This window comes from Deinococcus aquiradiocola, from assembly GCF_014646915.1.
GTDB lineage: Bacteria > Deinococcota > Deinococci > Deinococcales > Deinococcaceae > Deinococcus > Deinococcus aquiradiocola.
This window is the reverse complement of record NZ_BMOE01000012.1, coordinates 23478-39678: the sequence shown is the minus strand read 5'-3', so window position 1 is coordinate 39678 and position 16201 is coordinate 23478. Positions and strand designations below refer to the sequence as shown.

The window sequence follows — 16201 nt, the reverse complement described above, 5'->3', positions numbered from 1 at the left end:
AAAACAGAAGTCATGCCTATTCGAATATGAGTGCTGTCCAAAAAAGGAGTTCCACCATGCCAGAAGCAGTGATCGTTTCCACCGCCCGCACCCCCATCGGCAAGGCCTACCGGGGCTACCTGAACGACACCCACGGTTCCGACATCGGCGCGCACGCCGTCCTGCACGCCGTTCAGCGGGCCGGGATCGACCCTTCGGAGGTCGAGGACGTGATCATGGGCGCCGGGAATCCGGAGGGCGCGACCGGCAGCAACATCGCCCGGCAGATCGCGCTGCGCGCCGGGTTCCCGGTGACGGTGTCGGGCGTGACCGTGAACCGCTTCTGCTCCAGCGGCCTGAACACCATCGCGCTCGCCGCGAACCACGTGATGGCGGGGCAGGGGGACGTGTTCGTGGCGGGCGGCCTGGAGAGCATCAGCCTCACGCAGAACGAGCACGCCAACGGGTACCGCCTGCGCGGCGAGTGGCTGACGGAGCATAAACCCGAGATCTACATGCCGATGCTGCAGACGGCGGAAGTCGTCGCGAGGCGGTACGGGATCAGCCGCGAGGCGCAGGACGAGTACGCCCTGACGAGTCAGCAGCGGACGGCGGCGGCGCAGCAGGCCGGGTACTTCGAGCACGAGATCGTGCCCATGACGGCCCGCATGAAGGTGCAGGACAAGGCGACCGGTGAGATCTCGGAGCGGGAAGTCACGCTGAAGCTCGACGAGGGGAACCGGCCCGACACGACGCTGGAGGGCCTGCAGAAGCTGAAGCCTGTGGTGGAGGGCGGCGTCATCACGGCCGGGAACGCCAGCCAGCTCAGTGACGGTGCGGCGGCCGTGGTCGTCATGAATGCCGACGTGGCGCGCGAGCGTGGCCTCGCGCCGCTCGGGCTGTTCAAGGGCTTCGCGGTGGCCGGGTGCGAGCCGGACGAGATGGGCATCGGGCCGGTGTTCGCCGTGCCGAAACTCCTGAAGCGCCACGGGCTCACGGTGGACGACATCGACCTGTGGGAGCTGAACGAAGCGTTCGCGGTGCAGGCCCTGTACTGCCGGGACACGCTGGGCATCGATCCCGCCAGGTACAACGTGAACGGCGGCAGCATCAGCATCGGGCACCCGTACGGCATGAGCGGCGCGCGCCTGACCGGCCACGCCCTGCTGGAAGGCAAACGGCGCGGCGCGAAGCACGTCGTGGTCACCATGTGCATCGGCGGCGGCATGGGCGCGGCGGGGTTGTTCGAGGTGCTGTGAGCGACGGGGAACCTCGCTTTTCAGGTCTGAACTAGCGTTCTCCGGGTGAACTGGCGTCCGGGACGTTCCGGCCCATCAACTCCAGCGTGCCGATGACGTTCCGACAGATCGTCTGTGGATCTCTCTTTGAAGGTCATCTGAGCTCAGCTTGGCGCCAGTCCCCGATCACTCCATCCTCAGGAGGTTTCACCATGCCCGTAGATCCTTATATTCAGGCGGCGCTTCAGCAGATGGCCGCTTATCCTGCTCCGACCAGCATTCAGCAGATGCGTGCGGCGGAGGGTTCTTCGCTGTCGGCCATGCCGGTCCGTCCGGTCGAGATCGGGGGGACGCGTGACCTGAGCATCCCCGGTCCGGCATCCGAGTTGCCCGCGCGGCTGTACACGCCGGTGGGGGAGGCTCCGGCGGCGGGCTGGCCGCTGACGGTCTTCTATCACGGTGGGGGGTTCGCGGTGGGCAACATCGCGAGTCATGACGGGCTGTGCCGGGAGTTGTGCGCGGCGAGCGGGTCGGCGGTGCTGAGCGTGGAGTACCGGCTGGCCCCGGAGTTCCCGTTCCCCGCGCCGACGGACGACGTGTACGCGGCGTACCTGTGGGCGGCGGCGCACGCGGCAGAGCTGGGCGCGGACGCGTCGCGGCTGGCGGTGGCGGGGGACAGTGCGGGCGCGAACCTGAGCACCGTGGTGACGTTGCGGGTGCGGGACGAGGGCGGCCCGACCCCGAGGGCGCAGCTGTTGTTCTACCCGGCGGTGGATTTCGTGACCGAGACCGGTTCGCGCCGCGCCAACGGCAAGGGGTACTTCCTGACCGAGGACATGATGCGGATGTTCGGGGAGGCGTACATCACGGACCCCGCGCACGCGGCGCACCCGCACGCGTCGCCGCTGCTGAGCGCGCAGCTGCACGACCTGCCGCCCGCGCTGGTCCTGACGGCGGAGTTCGACCCGCTGATCGACGAGGGCGAGGGGTACTACCGGGCGCTGGTGGCGGCCGGGAACCGCGCGGAGTACGTGCCGGGTCCCGGCATGGTGCACGGGTACGCGAACATGACGGGCTTCGTGCCCGCGGCGGCCAGACTGGTGGATCAGGGCGCGGCGTGGCTGAAGCGGGAGCTGGCATAACATGGCGCCCTTCCTGAGCAAGCGGGACCTGCAGTTTCAGCTGTATGAGGTGCTGGACACCGAGGCCCTGACCTCGCGCCCGCGCTTTGCGGATCACAGCCGCGAGGTGTACGACGACGTGCTGGCACTGGCGTACAACGTGGCCGACAAATACTTCGCCAACCACACCCGAGAGGCGGACCTGAACGAGCCGCACGTGGTGGACGGAAAAGTGAAACTGGTGCCGGGCGTGCAGGCGGCCATGAACGCCTTCCGCGACGCGGGCTTCTTCAGCGCGCATCACGACGAGGAGCTGGGTGGTCTGCAGCTGCCGTGGGTGGTGATGCAGGCGGTGCAGGCGCACTTCCAAGCGGCCAACATGGGCAGCAGCGGGTACCCCTTCCTGACGATCGGGAACGCGAACCTGCAACGCGAATTCGGCACGCCGGAGCAGCAGCGGAAGTACATGCTGCCGCTGCTGGAGGGCCGCTGGTTCGGCACGATGGCGCTCTCCGAACCGCAGGCGGGGTCGGGGCTGGCGGACATCACCACGTCGGCCACGCCGAAGGACGACGGGACGTACAGCATCAGCGGCACCAAGATGTGGATTTCCGGCGGCGAGCACGAACTGAGCGAGAACATCGTGCATCTGGTGCTGGCGCGCATCAAGGGCGCTCCGGCGGGCGTGAAGGGCATTTCACTGTTCATCGTGCCGCGCTACCGCGTGAACGACGACGGGAGTGTCGGCGAATCGAACAACGTGGTGCTGGCGGGCCTGAACCACAAGATGGGCTACCGGGGGACCACCAACACGCTGCTCAACTTCGGTGAGGGCGGCGAGACGGTCGGCGAACTGATCGGCGAGGCGGGCAAGGGCCTGAGCGCCATGTTCCACATGATGAACGAGGCCCGGATCGGCGTGGGCATGGGCGCGGTGATGCTCGGGTACGCCGGGTACATGGCGAGCCTGGAGTACGCCAGGGAGCGCAGGCAGGGTCGCCCGGCGAGCGCCAAGGACCCGAACGGGCCGATGGTCAGCATCATCGAGCACGCCGACGTGAAGCGTCTGCTGCTGCGTCAGAAGAGTTTCGTGGAGGGCGGCCTCGCGCTGGGCCTGTACGCATCGAGCCTCGTGGACGACCTGAGCACCGGACCAGAGGAAGGCAGGGCCGACACGGCGCTGCTGCTGGACCTGCTGACGCCCATCGTCAAGTCATGGCCCAGCAGGTACAGCCAGGAGGCGCTCAGCGACGCCATTCAGGTGCTCGGCGGCGCCGGGTACACGCGCGACTACCCCATCGAGATGTACTACCGCGACAACCGCCTGAACCCCATCCACGAGGGCACGGAAGGCATTCAGGGCAACGACCTGCTGGGCCGCAAGGTCACGCAGGCAGGCGGGCGCGGCCTGCAGGTACTCGTCGAGCGCATGACGGCCGACCTGCAGGCGTCCGAGGGGCTGGACGGCGTGGCCGAGATCCGCGCCGCGCTGCAGACGGCCATCTCGCAGAGCGGCGCGGCCTTCACCGCCATCCTGGGCCGGGCCGCCGAACTCGGGCCGGACCTGTACCTCGCCAACGCGAACAGCGCGCTGGAGATGCTGGGGCACACGGTGGTCGGCTGGATGTGGCTGCGGCAGGCGGCCGTGGCGGCCAGGGCGCTGCCGGAAGCGAAGGGCGACGACGCTTCCTTCTACCAGGGCAAGCTGCAGGCGGCCCGCTTCTTCGCCGTGTACGAACTGCCCAGAGTCAGGGCGCACGCGGACCTGCTCGCCAGTGCCGACCGCACGACCTTCGACATGCACGGCGACTGGTTCTGATGCAGACGGTGTCCATCGGGGCGCGCCGACTCGCGTACGACGAATCCGGCCCGCCCTCGGCGCCCGCCGTGCTGCTGCTCCCGTGGATGGGCGGTTCGCGCCTCGGCTGGACCGAGGTGGCCGCCGCCCTGTCAGGCCGCTCCCGCGTGATCGTGCTGGACCACCGCGACACCGGAGACTCCGACCCCACAGAGGACCCTTACACCGTCGCTGACCTCGCCGACGACGCGGCCGCCCTGCTGACGGCCCTGCACGCCGCGCCCGCTGCCGTGGTGGGCCTCAGCATGGGCGGCATGGTGGCGCAACACCTCGCCCTGCGTCACCCGGATCTCGTGCGGGCACTGGCGCTGGTGTCCACCACGCCGGGCGGCCCGGACAGCACCCCCGCCACCGAGCGGGGCCGCGCCGCCCTGTTCCTGCCCGCCGAACTGGAAGCGGGCGAGCGGGCACGGCAGGCCATGACCCTCATGACCGCTCCAGGCTTTACCGACGCGCACCCGGAGGCGCTCGACCTCGCGGAACGCCACGCCCGTCAGCACCCCATGAGCACCGACAGCTACAAACGCCAGTTCCGCGCCGTACGCGCGCACGACGCTACGGCGGGGCTGGCCTCCATACAGGTGCCGACCCTGGTGCTGCACGGCGACGCCGACGACCTGATCCCGCTGCCGAACGCCCAGCGCCTCGCGGCAGGCCTTCCGGGCGCCACACTCAGGGTCTACCCGGGCACCGGGCACATGCCGCAGCTGGAACGCCCCGAGGACTTCCTGACCGACCTGCGCGGCTTCCTGGCCGAACTCGGATGAACCGGCTTATCGCCCTCCTGGCGCTCGGTTTCGGACTGGCCTCGGCCCAGGACACCGTGACCGGCTTCCGGTTGCCGTCCGGGCGGCTGGCCTGCCAGTACGACGCCACCTCCGGCCCGGCCTCCATCCGCTGCGACGTGCTGGGGGCCACCTTCAAGGCCCCGCGTCCGGCAGACTGCCCGCTCGACTGGGGCGACTCGCTGGGGCTGCGCGCGTCTGGCCGCCCGTACTTCGTGTGTCACGGAGACACGGTGCTGGACCCCTCCGCGCCGGTGCTGCCCTACGGCGTCGTGTGGCGAAAGGGGAACCTCACCTGCCGGTCCAGCACCGCCGGGGTGCGCTGCACCAACCGCTCCGGGCACGGCTTCGAGCTTGCGCGGGCACGGTACCGGCTCTTCTGATGCGGCGACTGGCCGTGCTGGCGCTTCTGATGCTATTGCCGGTGGCTCAGGCGGGCGGAAGTGGCGCGGCGCCTTCGTCCTGTGGTTCCTCACCCACCATGAACCTCGCAGATGTCCAGAGACGGCTGACGGCCGCTGAGGCGCTGTGGCAGAAGCGCGGGCCGAGAACATACGAATTGAGTACCGAGGCACAGGGTCAAGTCAGCTTCAAGATGACTGTGCAGGTAAGCGACCATGCCCTCACAGGTCAGATCGCCACAGACCAGCTTCGTCTGCCCGGACAGCCTGCTGTTGCTCCGGTCACCCAGGCGGCGAGTGCCGCTTCGGCTGACCGGTTTACCGTGCCCGGCCTGTTTGCTCAGGTCCACAGGCTGCTGCGCCGTCACCAGCCGCTCAAAGCCGTCGGACGCACCGAGACAGGCGCGGGCGTTCCGGCTCTGCCAGGCAGCGCGGGCGTGCCTGCGTGCGGCATTCTGAATGTCACGTTCGACGTTTGTGACGGTCATCTGCGCGCGCTTCAATATGACACCGTTTTCACCATCGATGACGAATTCACACTGAAAATCTCGCCTCTCAAACCTCTTCCGTAGTTTTTAAAGGAGTCCAATCATGTCCATCAAGCAACTGTTCGATCTGTCCGGCAAAGTCGCTCTCATCACCGGGGGGTCGCGTGGCCTGGGCCTGCAGATCGCCGAGGGTCTGGGCGAGTACGGCGCGAAGGTGGTGCTCACGGCCCGCAAGCAGGACGAACTCGACGCCGCGAAAGCGCACCTGGAGGGCCTGGGCGTGCAGGTCATGACGATCCGGAACGACCTGACGCAGTTCGAGACGGTCGAGCCGATGGTGCAGTCCATTCTGGACGCCTGGGGCCAGATCGACATTCTGGTCAACAATGCCGGGACCACCTGGGGCGCGCCGAGCACGGAGCACCCGCTGGACGCGTGGAACAAGGTCATGAACCTGAACGTGACGGGCCTGTTCCTCGTGACGCAGGCGGTGGGGCGGCTGTCCATGATTCCGCGCCGGTCGGGCCGCATCGTGAACATCGCCAGCGTGGCGGGCCTGCAGGGCAACGATCCGAAGATGGCGGCGACGCTGGCGTACAACACCAGCAAGGGCGCGGTCGTGAACATGACGCGGGCCCTGGCGGGCGAGTGGGCGCAGCACAACATCACCGTGAACAGCATCTGCCCCGGCTACTTCCCGACCAAGATGACCCGGGGCACCCTGGCGTACGGTGAGGCGCGCATTCTGGAGCACACGCCGCTGGGCCGCCTGGGCAGCGACGAGGACCTGAAGGGGCTGGCGCTGCTGCTGTCCAGTGACGCTTCGGCGTTCATGACGGGGCAGAACATCGCGGTGGACGGCGGCGCGAGCAGCGTGTGACCGGACTGGACTCGCCGGGCGCGAGGCTGCTCCGGACGCGCGGCATCGACGCCAGCGCCTATACCCGCAGCATGGGCACGCGGCTGCGGCACTTCGCGCCGGGCGTGGTCGAGATCGAACTGGACCTGCGTCCGGACCTGACGCAGCACCACGGGCAGGCGCACGGCGCGGTGCTGGGGTACCTCGCCGACACCGTGAGCGCCTGGGCGGCCGCGAGCGTGGCGAGCGACGTGGTGACGGCCGAGTACAAGCTGAATTTCCTGACGGCGGCGCGCGGTGAGCTGCTGTGGGCGCGCGGCGAGGTGCTGAAGGCGGGGCGGCGGCAGGTGATCGTGCGGGCCGACGTGTACGCCACGCTGGACGGCCAGGATACGCACGTGGCCACGGCCCTGGCGACGATTGCGCCGGTGGGGGAGAGGAGAACGGATGCAGCTGAGTGATGTGCGGGAGAAGGTGGGGCAGGAGGTGGCGCTGTCGGAGTGGGTGAAGGTCACGCAGGAGCGCGTGAATGCCTTCGCGGACGCGACGGGCGACCATCAGTTCATTCATGTGGACGTGGAGCGTGCGGCGGCCGGGCCGTTCGGCGCGCCGATCGCGCACGGGTTCCTGACGCTGTCGCTGCTGGCGGGCGAACTGGCGAACGCGGGCGGCACCCTGCGGCTGGAGGGTGGCCGCATGACCGTGAATTACGGCCTGAACCGCGTGCGGTTCGTGCATCCGGTGCGGGTCGGGAGTCGCCTGCGCAACCGCGCGGTGCTGCAGGGCGTGGAGGAGGGCGCGGGCTTCGTGCAGTTCACGGTGCTGAACACCGTCGAGATCGATGGCGAAGCCAGACCTGCCTGCACGGCCGAGTCGCTGATGCGCGTGTACCTGTAGCGCGGCTGGCGGCGGGCCTGGCGTGGCGCGCCTGCCCTCACAGTTTGTTGATGGTGAGCCGCGTCCGGCCGGGAGGGTGGGGCCGCGTGGTATACTCAAGCACTGCCCAGGAATGAGAGACGTTCAGCGGGCAGCAGCCGCTCTCCGGGCCAGCGCGACAGCGCAACGGGTCACACGGGGGCGTGCGGAGGTGATGAGCATAGCGAAAGATCATAAAGTCAACGAGCAGATCCGGGTGCGGCAGATTCGTCTGATCGGTGCGGAAGGCGAGCAGATCGGCATCATCGATACCCGCGAGGCGGGCGCGATGGCCCGCGAGCTGAACCTCGATCTCGTGATGGTCAGCCCCCAGGCGGTCCCCCCGGTCTGCAAGCTGATGGATTATGGCCGTTTCCGCTTCGAGGAACAGCAGAACGAGAAGGAGAACCGCAAGCGTGCGCGTTCTCAGGAAGTCAAGGCGATCAAGTTCCGCGTCAAGATCGACGACAACGACTTCAAGACCAAGACGAACCACGTGCGCCGCTTCCTGGAGGAAGGCCACAAGGTCAAGGTCACCATCATGTTCCGTGGCCGTGAGCGCACGCACCCCGAGCTCGGGGAGCGCATCCTCGTGCGCGTCGCGGAGACGCTGGCCGACATCGGCACGCCCGAGAGCAACCCCAGCATGATGGGCATGGACATGAACATCATCATGGCGCCGAAGGCCGCCCCGAAGAAGGCCGCCGCGCCTGCCCGCGAGGCCGGAGCGAACGAGACCGACGCGCCCGCCGTGCAGGATGTGCCCGCGCAGGACGCGCCCGTCACGCCTGCCGCGACGAGCGAGGCTGCCGTCACCGCCTGACCCCGGTGCTGACCGTGGACGCCCGCCCCCACCCCGGGGCGGGCGTTTCCGTGCCGGGTTTGTGACGCCCTGAGCTGTGCCGCGCCGCGCCGTGCTCTACAGTCACGGCATGACCCAGACCCCCATCAGGATGTACTCCACGAGCTGGTGCTCCGACTGCCGCGCCGCCAAGATGGCGCTCGACAAGAAAGGCATCGCGTACCAGGAAATCAACATCGAGGAGCAGCCGGACGCGGCCGAGTACGTGATGAGCGTCAACGGCGGCAAGCGCAGCGTGCCCACCCTGCAGTACGGCGACGTGGCCGCCAGCCTGAGCGGCTTCTCCATCACGAAGCTCAACGACTTCCTCGGCAAGGCCGGGCTCGCCTGACCCTCCCTTCCTGAACGGCCCACCCTGACCGGGCTGACCGGGCGGACTTCACCCTGGCTTTCCCCGGACCTCGGGCGTCGGCGTGCACCACACAGGTGCACGTTGACGCCCGTTCGGCTTTCCTTATACTGGCTGTCATGTTCCGGTCATGCTGTCCTCATGAGTGGGGATGGCCGGAGTGACAGCAGTTCTGCGATTCCCGGAGGTTACATGAAGGCAACGACCCTGAAGTCCCCCCGCACCTGGCTGACCGTCTCTCTGCTGCTGCTCGGCGCCGCGCCCGTCGGCACGACCCTCGCCGGCCCCGCCAACAACAGCCTGGTGGTCGGCACCTCGCAGGAACCGCCGAACATCTACGACCCCTGGGCCACCAACAACCTGGCCATCGCCAGCGAGATCAACGGCTACATGAACGCCACCCTCGTCAGCAAGGACAACGACGGCGACCTGTACGCCGACATCGCCACCAGCGTCCCCACCCTCGCGAACGGCGGGTACAAGCTCACCAAGAACGCCAAGGGCGAAGTGACGAGCAACAGCGTCACGTACAGCATCCGCAAGGACGCCAAGTGGTCCGACGGGACGCCCATCACCATCAAGGACTTCCAGTTCTGGCTGAAGGTCGAGCAGGACGCGCGCGTGCCCGTCCCCAGCCGTGACCCCTACGACCACGCCAAGATCACGGCCGTGGACAGCGACACCTTCACCATCACGTACGACCCGCCGTACCTGTTCGCCGATCAGGTCGCGCCGGGCCTCGCGCCGTCCGCGTCCATGGCGAGCGCCTGGAACGCCTTCGACAGCAGCACCGCCAAACTCGACCCCAAGACGGGCGCGAAGGCCATCAACGACGCGTGGGTGAAGTTCATCTCCAGCTTCACCACCTCCCGCAACCTGCCCAAAGTGGTCGCCGGTCCCTTCAGGCCCACCCAGTGGCGCGCCGGGAACAGCCTCACCCTGGTCCGCAACACCAACTACTGGCGCACCCCGAAAGGCGGCACGGACAAGTACGTGCAGAGCGTGCAGTACCGCTTCATCCCCAACACCAACACCCTCAAGGTGAACGTGCTGTCCGGCCAGATCGACGCGCTGTCCGCCGTCGGCCTGACCTTCGACCAGGGCGTGGACCTGCAGCGCAGCCAGCGCGACAAGTACAAGACGTACTTCGTGCCGAGCGCCACCTGGGAACACATCGACATCAACGGTTTCAGCAACGTCCAGAAGGTCAAAGACCTCGACCTCGACGACAAACGCGTCCGTCAGGCGCTGCTGTACAGCATCGACCGTGCCGCCCTCACCAAGGCGCTCTTCCAGAGCAAGCAGCAGGTCAGCAACACCTTCGTGAACCCCATCTCCAAGGTGTACAAGAAGGACGCCCGCGCCTACGACTACGACCCCGCCAAAGCCAGGGCCCTGTTCGCGGCGGCCGGCTGGAAGCCCGGCCCGGACGGCATCCTCACCAAGAACGGCAAGAAGTTCAGCCTGAACTTCACGACCACCGCAGGCAACACCACCCGCGAACGCGTGCAGCAGATCCTGCAGTCGCAGTGGAAGACGGTCGGCGTGGACGTCAACATCCAGAACTACCCGTCCAGCGTCGTGTTCGGGCAGGAGTTCATCTCGGGCGGCAGCAACGGCAAGTGGGACATGCTGATGTACGCCTGGACCGCCGACCCCAGCCTGGAGCGCGGGAACCTCTTCGCGAGCCAGTTCATTCCCACCGCCGCGAACGGCTACTCCGGCCAGAACGAACCCGGCTGGAAGAACGCCGAGTACGACAACCTCTGGACGCAGGCCAGCACCGAGTTCGACCTCGCGCAGCGCGTCAAGCTCTTCGACCGCATGCAGAGCATCTGGGCGGACGAAGTGCCGAGCCTCCCCCTGTACTTCCGCGTGAACGTGTACACCAAGGTCCCCAACCTCCTGAACTACACCTTCAGCGCGTACACCCTGTACCCCAGCTGGAACGCGTACCAGATCGGCTGGAACAGCAGGGGTGCCGCCGAGATCGACACCCAGAAGTAAGACGGTTTTGATCCGATTCCAGGGATGTCGGAAACAGCGCCGACATCCCTTCTCGGGCAGAACGGACGCCCTACAGGACGCCTGCCCGCTTCCATCTCCTCCAAACCGTACTTGTTGGTGCCCTTGTCGCTCGGCTGAACTCCAAAAGTTCAGCTCAAAATCGTATAAGACGAAACTGCGCGGGCGCGGCCCAGTCCGGGCCGTGCCCGCGCAGATCACCGGAACCCGTCGCACCCGCCGGGGCGGGGAAGGCCAGGACGCCAGGGTCCCCGCGCCTTCCCCGCCCCGCATCCCTTCCAGACGAGGACTTCATGGCCACGTACACCCTCCGGCGCGTCCTGCAGATGCTGCCGCTGCTGCTGCTCATCAGCCTGATCATCTACGCCCTCACGGCCCTGCAGCCGGGCGACCCGGTCGATCAGCTCACGCTCGGCAACAGTCAGATCACGCCCGCCGACATCGCCCGCCTCAAGGCCGCTTACGGCCTCGACCAGCCCATCTCCCTGCGGTACTTCTACTGGCTCGTGCAGGCCCTGCACGGCGATTTCGGCTGGTCGCGCAGCTTCAGCGCGCCCGCCGCGCAGTACGTGTTCCAGGAACGCCTCCCGAACACGCTGCTGCTCACGGTGCCCGCCCTGATCATCGCGCTCCTGATCGCCGTGCCGCTCGGCATCTACAGCGCCGTGCGGCAGTACTCGCTGCCCGACTACGTCCTCACGTTCTTCAGTTTCGTGGCGTTCAGCACGCCCGTCTTCTGGCTCGGGCCGATGGTGCTGTGGCTGTTCGCCATCTGGCTGCCGCAGGTCACGAACGGCGCGGTGTCCCTCCCGCCCGGCGGGCTGGGCAGCCCGGACCTCGACCCGAACGCCGGGTTCTGGGCGACGACCCTCGACAAACTCCGGTACCTCGCGCTGCCGCTCGTGGTGCTGGCCCTGCGTGAGATCGCCGTCATCCTGCGCTTCATGCGCGCCAACATGCTCGAAGTGCTGAACCTCGACTACGTGCGGACCGCGCGCGCCAAGGGCCTCAAGGCGCGCACCGTCATCTACAAGCACGCGCTGCGCAACGCCGTGATCCCCATCATCACGCTCCTGAGCCTCGCCATTCCCGGCCTGTTCGGCGGGGCCGTCATCACCGAGACGGTCTTCAGCTGGCCCGGCATGGGCCGCGCGATCTTCGAGGGCCTCGTCAACAAGGACTTCAACGTGGTCCTCGCGTCCCTGACGTTCATCTCGCTGCTCACCCTGATCTTCAGTCTGCTCGCCGACCTCGCGTACGCCGCCGTTGACCCCAGGATCCGCTATGACTGACCTCGCCCGCCCCGCCCCCGCCCCGCGTCCTGCCAGCCGCTCCGCGTGGTCGGTCGCCGTGCGCCGCTTCCGGCGACACCGCCTCGCCATGTTCTTCCTCGTGACGGTCCTGCTGCTGGTGCTCATGGCGATCGCCGCGCCGCTCCTGTCGCCGTACGACCCGAACGCACAGGACCTCAGCGGCTTCTATGCGCCGCCCAGCGCGCAGCACCCCTTCGGGAAGGACGACCTGGGCCGCGACATCCTGTCCCGCATCATCTGGGGCAGCCGCATCTCGCTGCTGGTGGGCTTCAGCGTCGCCGCGCTCAGCATCCTGATCGGCACGGTCATGGGCACCCTCGCCGGATTCTTCGGCGGGCGCACCGACTACCTCATCAGCCGCTTCATCGAACTGATGCTGTCCCTCCCCACCCTGCCGCTCCTGCTCGTCATCTCCGGACTGCTCGCCGCCAGCGACGCGCCCGCCATTCTCGCCTTCAAGGCGTCCCTCGGGGCGGGCTCCAGCATCATCATCGTGGTCGCCGTCCTGTCCCTGTTCGGCTGGATGGGCACGGCCCGCCTCGTGCGCGGCGAGGCCCTCAAGCTCCGCAACCTCGAATACATGGACGCCGCCCGCGCCCTCGGCGCCCGCAACCCGCGCCTCATGGCCCGCCACCTCATCCCGAACCTGCTGCCCGTCATCATCGTGCAGGCCACCCTCGACGTGGGCGGCGCCATCCTCACCGAGGCCGCCCTCAGCTTCCTGGGGTTCGGTATCCAGCCGCCCGTCAGCACCTGGGGCAACATGCTCAGCAACGCGCAGGAAGTCGTGCTGCAGTACCCCTGGATTCCCTTCTTCCCCGGCCTGATGATCCTGATCACCGTGCTGGCCTTCAACTTCCTCGGGGACGGCCTGCGCGACGCGCTCGACCCGCGCAGCAAACTCTGACGCCCGACCCTGTATCCTTCCCGCATGATCGTACTCGGCATCGACCCAGGGCTCGCGAATCTCGGCCTCGGTCTGGTGGACGGCGACGCCCGCAAGGCCCGCCACCTGCACCACGTCTGCATCATCACCGAATCCGCGTGGATCATGCCGCGCCGACTCCAGTACCTGCACGGCGAGGTGACGCGCCTCATCGAGGAATTCCGCCCCGAAGCGGTCGCCATCGAGGACCAGATCCTGCGCAGACAGGCGGACGTGGCCTTCAAGGTCGGTCAGGCCTTCGGGGTGGTGCAGCTCGCGTGCGCGCAGGCGGGCGTGCCCGTCCACACGTACGGTCCCATGCAGGTCAAGCAGGCGCTCGTCGGCACGGGCCGAGCCGACAAGGCCCAGGTGGAATACATGGTCAAGGCGAGCCTCGGCATCCGCGAAGTGTTCAACAACCACGCCGCCGACGCGCTGGCACTCGCCCTCACGCACCTCGCGAGCGCCGCCATGAAGGAGCGGGTGGGAGTGACTAGATAAAGGCCTGATAGTCTTTCGGAAATATATTGAGTGTAAGTAGCTAGCTGGTAGGAACTGATGCATCTGCACCCTTGCTCGCTTCGCCTTCGGCTCCCCGTTTTTCCCTATTGGGGCGAAGGCGGGAACAGGATGAACCGAACGAGCCTCCCTCATGGACCAATCTTCACCAGCCAGCTACTTATCCATCCGTAAATGTGTATAAATCTCGAAATACATGTGATTTAATGGCCGTATGACCCTGTTAAATATTGGAGATCATCTAAAAAATGTGCTTGAGTTGTCAGAGGCGCATTGTGATAAGACAATTAATAATGGAGATATAGAGTTCTCACAATTATACAGCTATATAGAAGATCTAAAAAAATGGCTTTCTATAATTGGGGGTCAAGTAGAAAATATTGAAATGTTTAGGTCGGCTTTCAAGGAGTTTGAAGCATCATGCCACCTCGCTTCTTTTGGCTACTTGAGACCTTCTTATTTTAGCCTGAGATTCTTTTTGGAGCATTCCTTATGGGCTTTGTGTCTTTCCACGAGTCAGATAGATTATCGTAACTGGGTAAAAGGCAATCTGGACTTTAATTGGGGCTTTGTACAAGAACATGACAGATCGGTAACGTCAAAAGCATTCGCCGCTGCCTATTTGCCAGAATTTGAGATAGAGTCGGGTACATATAGAGAGTATTCTGCTAGAATGTACCGTGAATGTTCAGAATTTGTGCATGGAAATTATAAAATATATAAAGAAGTACACAGTGAAGAGGATTTTGATGTTAAAAGTTTGACCAGATGGAAAGCAAGGGCGCAACTAGTTTTTGTTGTTGTTACCTTTTTTATATCATTGAGATTCTTGAATAGTTTAAATAGTGATACAATTAAAGAAAATAGCCACCTAGTTATGGATCATCTAGGACACATAGAAGTAGTGAGGTTATATATGGAGGGCAGAAACAATGGATGATATGCTTTTCCGCACAGAAGATATTCAGGATGAGGACATCTTCAAATATTATGTCGAGACCCAGCGAGACATAGAAATCGTAACACAGTTAAAATCAAAAACTCCAGTAATCCTTGTCGGTAGTAGGGGAGTAGGGAAATCTTTTTTAATGAGAGTTGCAGAACAAGAGATGTTAAGGGATTTTGAAGTAGATAGAGTTTTCCCAATATACCTCACTTTCCACCGCAGCTCATTGCTCAGAACAAATTCGGATGAGCAGTTTAAAAACTGGATGATGTCGCATATCTGTAACAGATTGTTGCGTACAATAAGAAGAAAAGGATTTGCCCTGACCGGCGAAGTGATTGAAGTATTTGCAGGCGGTAAAACGAGAGAGGATGACATAGAGGACGCACCAATAGTAAAGCTCTCAAAAGCATTTGATGAATCTTGGCGTAGTTCTGACGCTATAGACTCCTCTGCAGTTCCTAGCATTGATGAGTTTAAAGATGCAATCCAAGATTTATGTGAACAAATAAATGCCAAAAGAATAGTAATTCTCATAGATGAAGCTGCTCACATATTGGTGCCTGCTCAACAAAGGATTTTCTTTTCGTTGTTTAGAGATTTGAGATCGCCTTACCTAGGTATAAAAGCTGCGGTTTATCCGGGAGCTACGTACTATGGCGAGTCTTTTCAAGCTTCTCATGATGCTACTTTTGTGAAGTTGATTCGGGACATAAAAGATGCTTCATATGTGTCAAATATGAAAGCTATGATAATAAAACAGATAGAAAATCCTGTAACTTTGTCAAATATAGAAAGCAGAGGAGATCAATTTAGCATATTGGCATATGCTGCCAGCGGGAACCCAAGATCTTTGATAAAATCTCTAGGTCTTTTAGGAAATATAACTTCGCGAAGTGTTGAAAACACTATTAGAACGTTTTATAGAGATATGATTTGGGCTGACCACCAGAACTTGGCAGAGAAATTCCCACCACTAGCTGAGATTATTGATTGGAGCCGAGAATTTATAGATGCTGCTGTAATACCTGACTTGTTAGATAAAAGTAGTCGATATATTACTTTAGAAAAAGATACCACTTGTTATTTCTGGGTAGCAAAAGATATACCAGCCACGGCAAAAGAGGGTTTAAGATTATTAGAGTATACAGGAGTAATATTCGAAGATGCTGTTGGTCTGATAGCTACAAGGAGGAAGGTAGGAACGAGATATAGAGTGAATTTGGGCTGTATGTTTGCAAAAACTTCTAATTCTTCATTAAATTATCTAGATTTGGCGCGCAATGTTACGCCCAAAAGAATGATGGAGATTACCTCCTCGCACCCATTAATGGAAGAAGCTGCTCAAATTAACGTCTCATCTGAGCCTGATAACAATCAAATTTTGAATCTTCATTTAGATAAATCTATTGAAGTTCTGGATCTGACGGAATTTCAGAAAGATCGCCTGAGGTCTATAAAAATAGAAACAGTTTATGATCTTCTGAATGCCACTCATGAACAACTGCAAAAAGCGCATCTAGTTGGAGAGGTACGTTCTAGGAGAATGAGAGATTCGGCGATAACGAGTCTCTTTGAATATCTCTCGGGTTGAGGCTGCAAACAAAGAGAAGCAAAG

The 16201-nt window shown here is 63.1% G+C and carries 17 protein-coding genes; all 17 read left to right on the top strand.

Annotated elements, in window-relative coordinates:
• Window positions 1-56: 56 nt before the first annotated feature.
• The 17 genes from IEY33_RS14870 (at window position 57) to IEY33_RS14790 (ending at window position 16177) form a co-directional block, all read left to right on the top strand.
• A complete protein-coding gene (locus tag IEY33_RS14870; protein ID WP_188964078.1) occupies window positions 57-1238 on the top strand; it encodes an acetyl-CoA C-acyltransferase in 1182 nt (393 codons plus the stop codon).
• A 191-nt stretch (window positions 1239-1429) separates the two neighbouring features.
• Window positions 1430-2359 (top strand): alpha/beta hydrolase, encoded by a 930-nt coding sequence (locus IEY33_RS14865; RefSeq protein ID WP_188964077.1) that lies wholly within the window; start codon window positions 1430-1432, stop codon window positions 2357-2359.
• A 1-nt stretch (window position 2360) separates the two neighbouring features.
• Entirely contained in the window at window positions 2361-4157 is a 1797-nt protein-coding gene (locus IEY33_RS14860) for an acyl-CoA dehydrogenase (RefSeq protein WP_188964076.1), read from the top strand.
• Window positions 4157-4963, top strand: coding sequence for an alpha/beta hydrolase (locus IEY33_RS14855; RefSeq protein WP_188964075.1), 807 nt, complete (start codon window positions 4157-4159; stop codon window positions 4961-4963). The genes IEY33_RS14860 and IEY33_RS14855 overlap by 1 nt, the downstream gene beginning before the upstream one ends.
• On the top strand, window positions 4960-5364 hold the full coding sequence (locus tag IEY33_RS14850; RefSeq protein WP_188964074.1) for a DUF6636 domain-containing protein: 405 nt from the start codon (window positions 4960-4962) through the stop codon (window positions 5362-5364). Before IEY33_RS14855 ends, IEY33_RS14850 begins: the two co-directional genes overlap by 4 nt.
• Window positions 5365-5462: 98 nt before the next feature.
• Window positions 5463-5954 (top strand): hypothetical protein, encoded by a 492-nt coding sequence (locus IEY33_RS14845; RefSeq protein ID WP_188964073.1) that lies wholly within the window; start codon window positions 5463-5465, stop codon window positions 5952-5954.
• 19 nt (window positions 5955-5973) lie between these two features.
• Entirely contained in the window at window positions 5974-6750 is a 777-nt protein-coding gene (locus IEY33_RS14840; RefSeq protein ID WP_188964072.1) for an SDR family oxidoreductase, read from the top strand.
• Complete coding sequence (locus IEY33_RS14835) at window positions 6747-7190, top strand: PaaI family thioesterase (RefSeq protein ID WP_229671045.1); 444 nt, start codon at window positions 6747-6749, stop codon at window positions 7188-7190. The genes IEY33_RS14840 and IEY33_RS14835 overlap by 4 nt, the downstream gene beginning before the upstream one ends.
• Window positions 7177-7626, top strand: coding sequence for a MaoC family dehydratase (locus IEY33_RS14830; RefSeq protein ID WP_188964071.1), 450 nt, complete (start codon window positions 7177-7179; stop codon window positions 7624-7626). The genes IEY33_RS14835 and IEY33_RS14830 overlap by 14 nt, the downstream gene beginning before the upstream one ends.
• 190 nt (window positions 7627-7816) lie before the next feature.
• Complete coding sequence (infC, locus tag IEY33_RS14825) at window positions 7817-8467, top strand: translation initiation factor IF-3 (protein WP_188964070.1); 651 nt, start codon at window positions 7817-7819, stop codon at window positions 8465-8467.
• A 109-nt stretch (window positions 8468-8576) separates the two neighbouring features.
• Entirely contained in the window at window positions 8577-8837 is a 261-nt protein-coding gene (locus tag IEY33_RS14820) for a glutaredoxin family protein (RefSeq protein ID WP_188964069.1), read from the top strand.
• A 210-nt stretch (window positions 8838-9047) separates the two neighbouring features.
• A complete protein-coding gene (locus IEY33_RS14815; protein WP_188964068.1) occupies window positions 9048-10862 on the top strand; it encodes a peptide ABC transporter substrate-binding protein in 1815 nt (604 codons plus the stop codon).
• Between the two features lie 311 nt (window positions 10863-11173).
• Window positions 11174-12172: an ABC transporter permease gene (locus tag IEY33_RS14810; RefSeq protein ID WP_188964067.1), complete on the top strand. Its 999-nt coding sequence runs from the start codon at window positions 11174-11176 to the stop codon at window positions 12170-12172.
• Complete coding sequence (locus IEY33_RS14805; protein WP_188964066.1) at window positions 12165-13100, top strand: ABC transporter permease; 936 nt, start codon at window positions 12165-12167, stop codon at window positions 13098-13100. The genes IEY33_RS14810 and IEY33_RS14805 overlap by 8 nt, the downstream gene beginning before the upstream one ends.
• 24 nt (window positions 13101-13124) lie before the next feature.
• On the top strand, window positions 13125-13619 hold the full coding sequence (gene ruvC / locus IEY33_RS14800; RefSeq protein ID WP_188964065.1) for a crossover junction endodeoxyribonuclease RuvC: 495 nt from the start codon (window positions 13125-13127) through the stop codon (window positions 13617-13619).
• A gap of 232 nt (window positions 13620-13851) precedes the next feature.
• Window positions 13852-14577 (top strand): hypothetical protein, encoded by a 726-nt coding sequence (locus IEY33_RS14795; RefSeq protein ID WP_188964064.1) that lies wholly within the window; start codon window positions 13852-13854, stop codon window positions 14575-14577.
• Complete coding sequence (locus IEY33_RS14790; protein WP_188964063.1) at window positions 14570-16177, top strand: ORC-CDC6 family AAA ATPase; 1608 nt, start codon at window positions 14570-14572, stop codon at window positions 16175-16177. The genes IEY33_RS14795 and IEY33_RS14790 overlap by 8 nt, the downstream gene beginning before the upstream one ends.
• Window positions 16178-16201 lie beyond the last annotated feature (24 nt).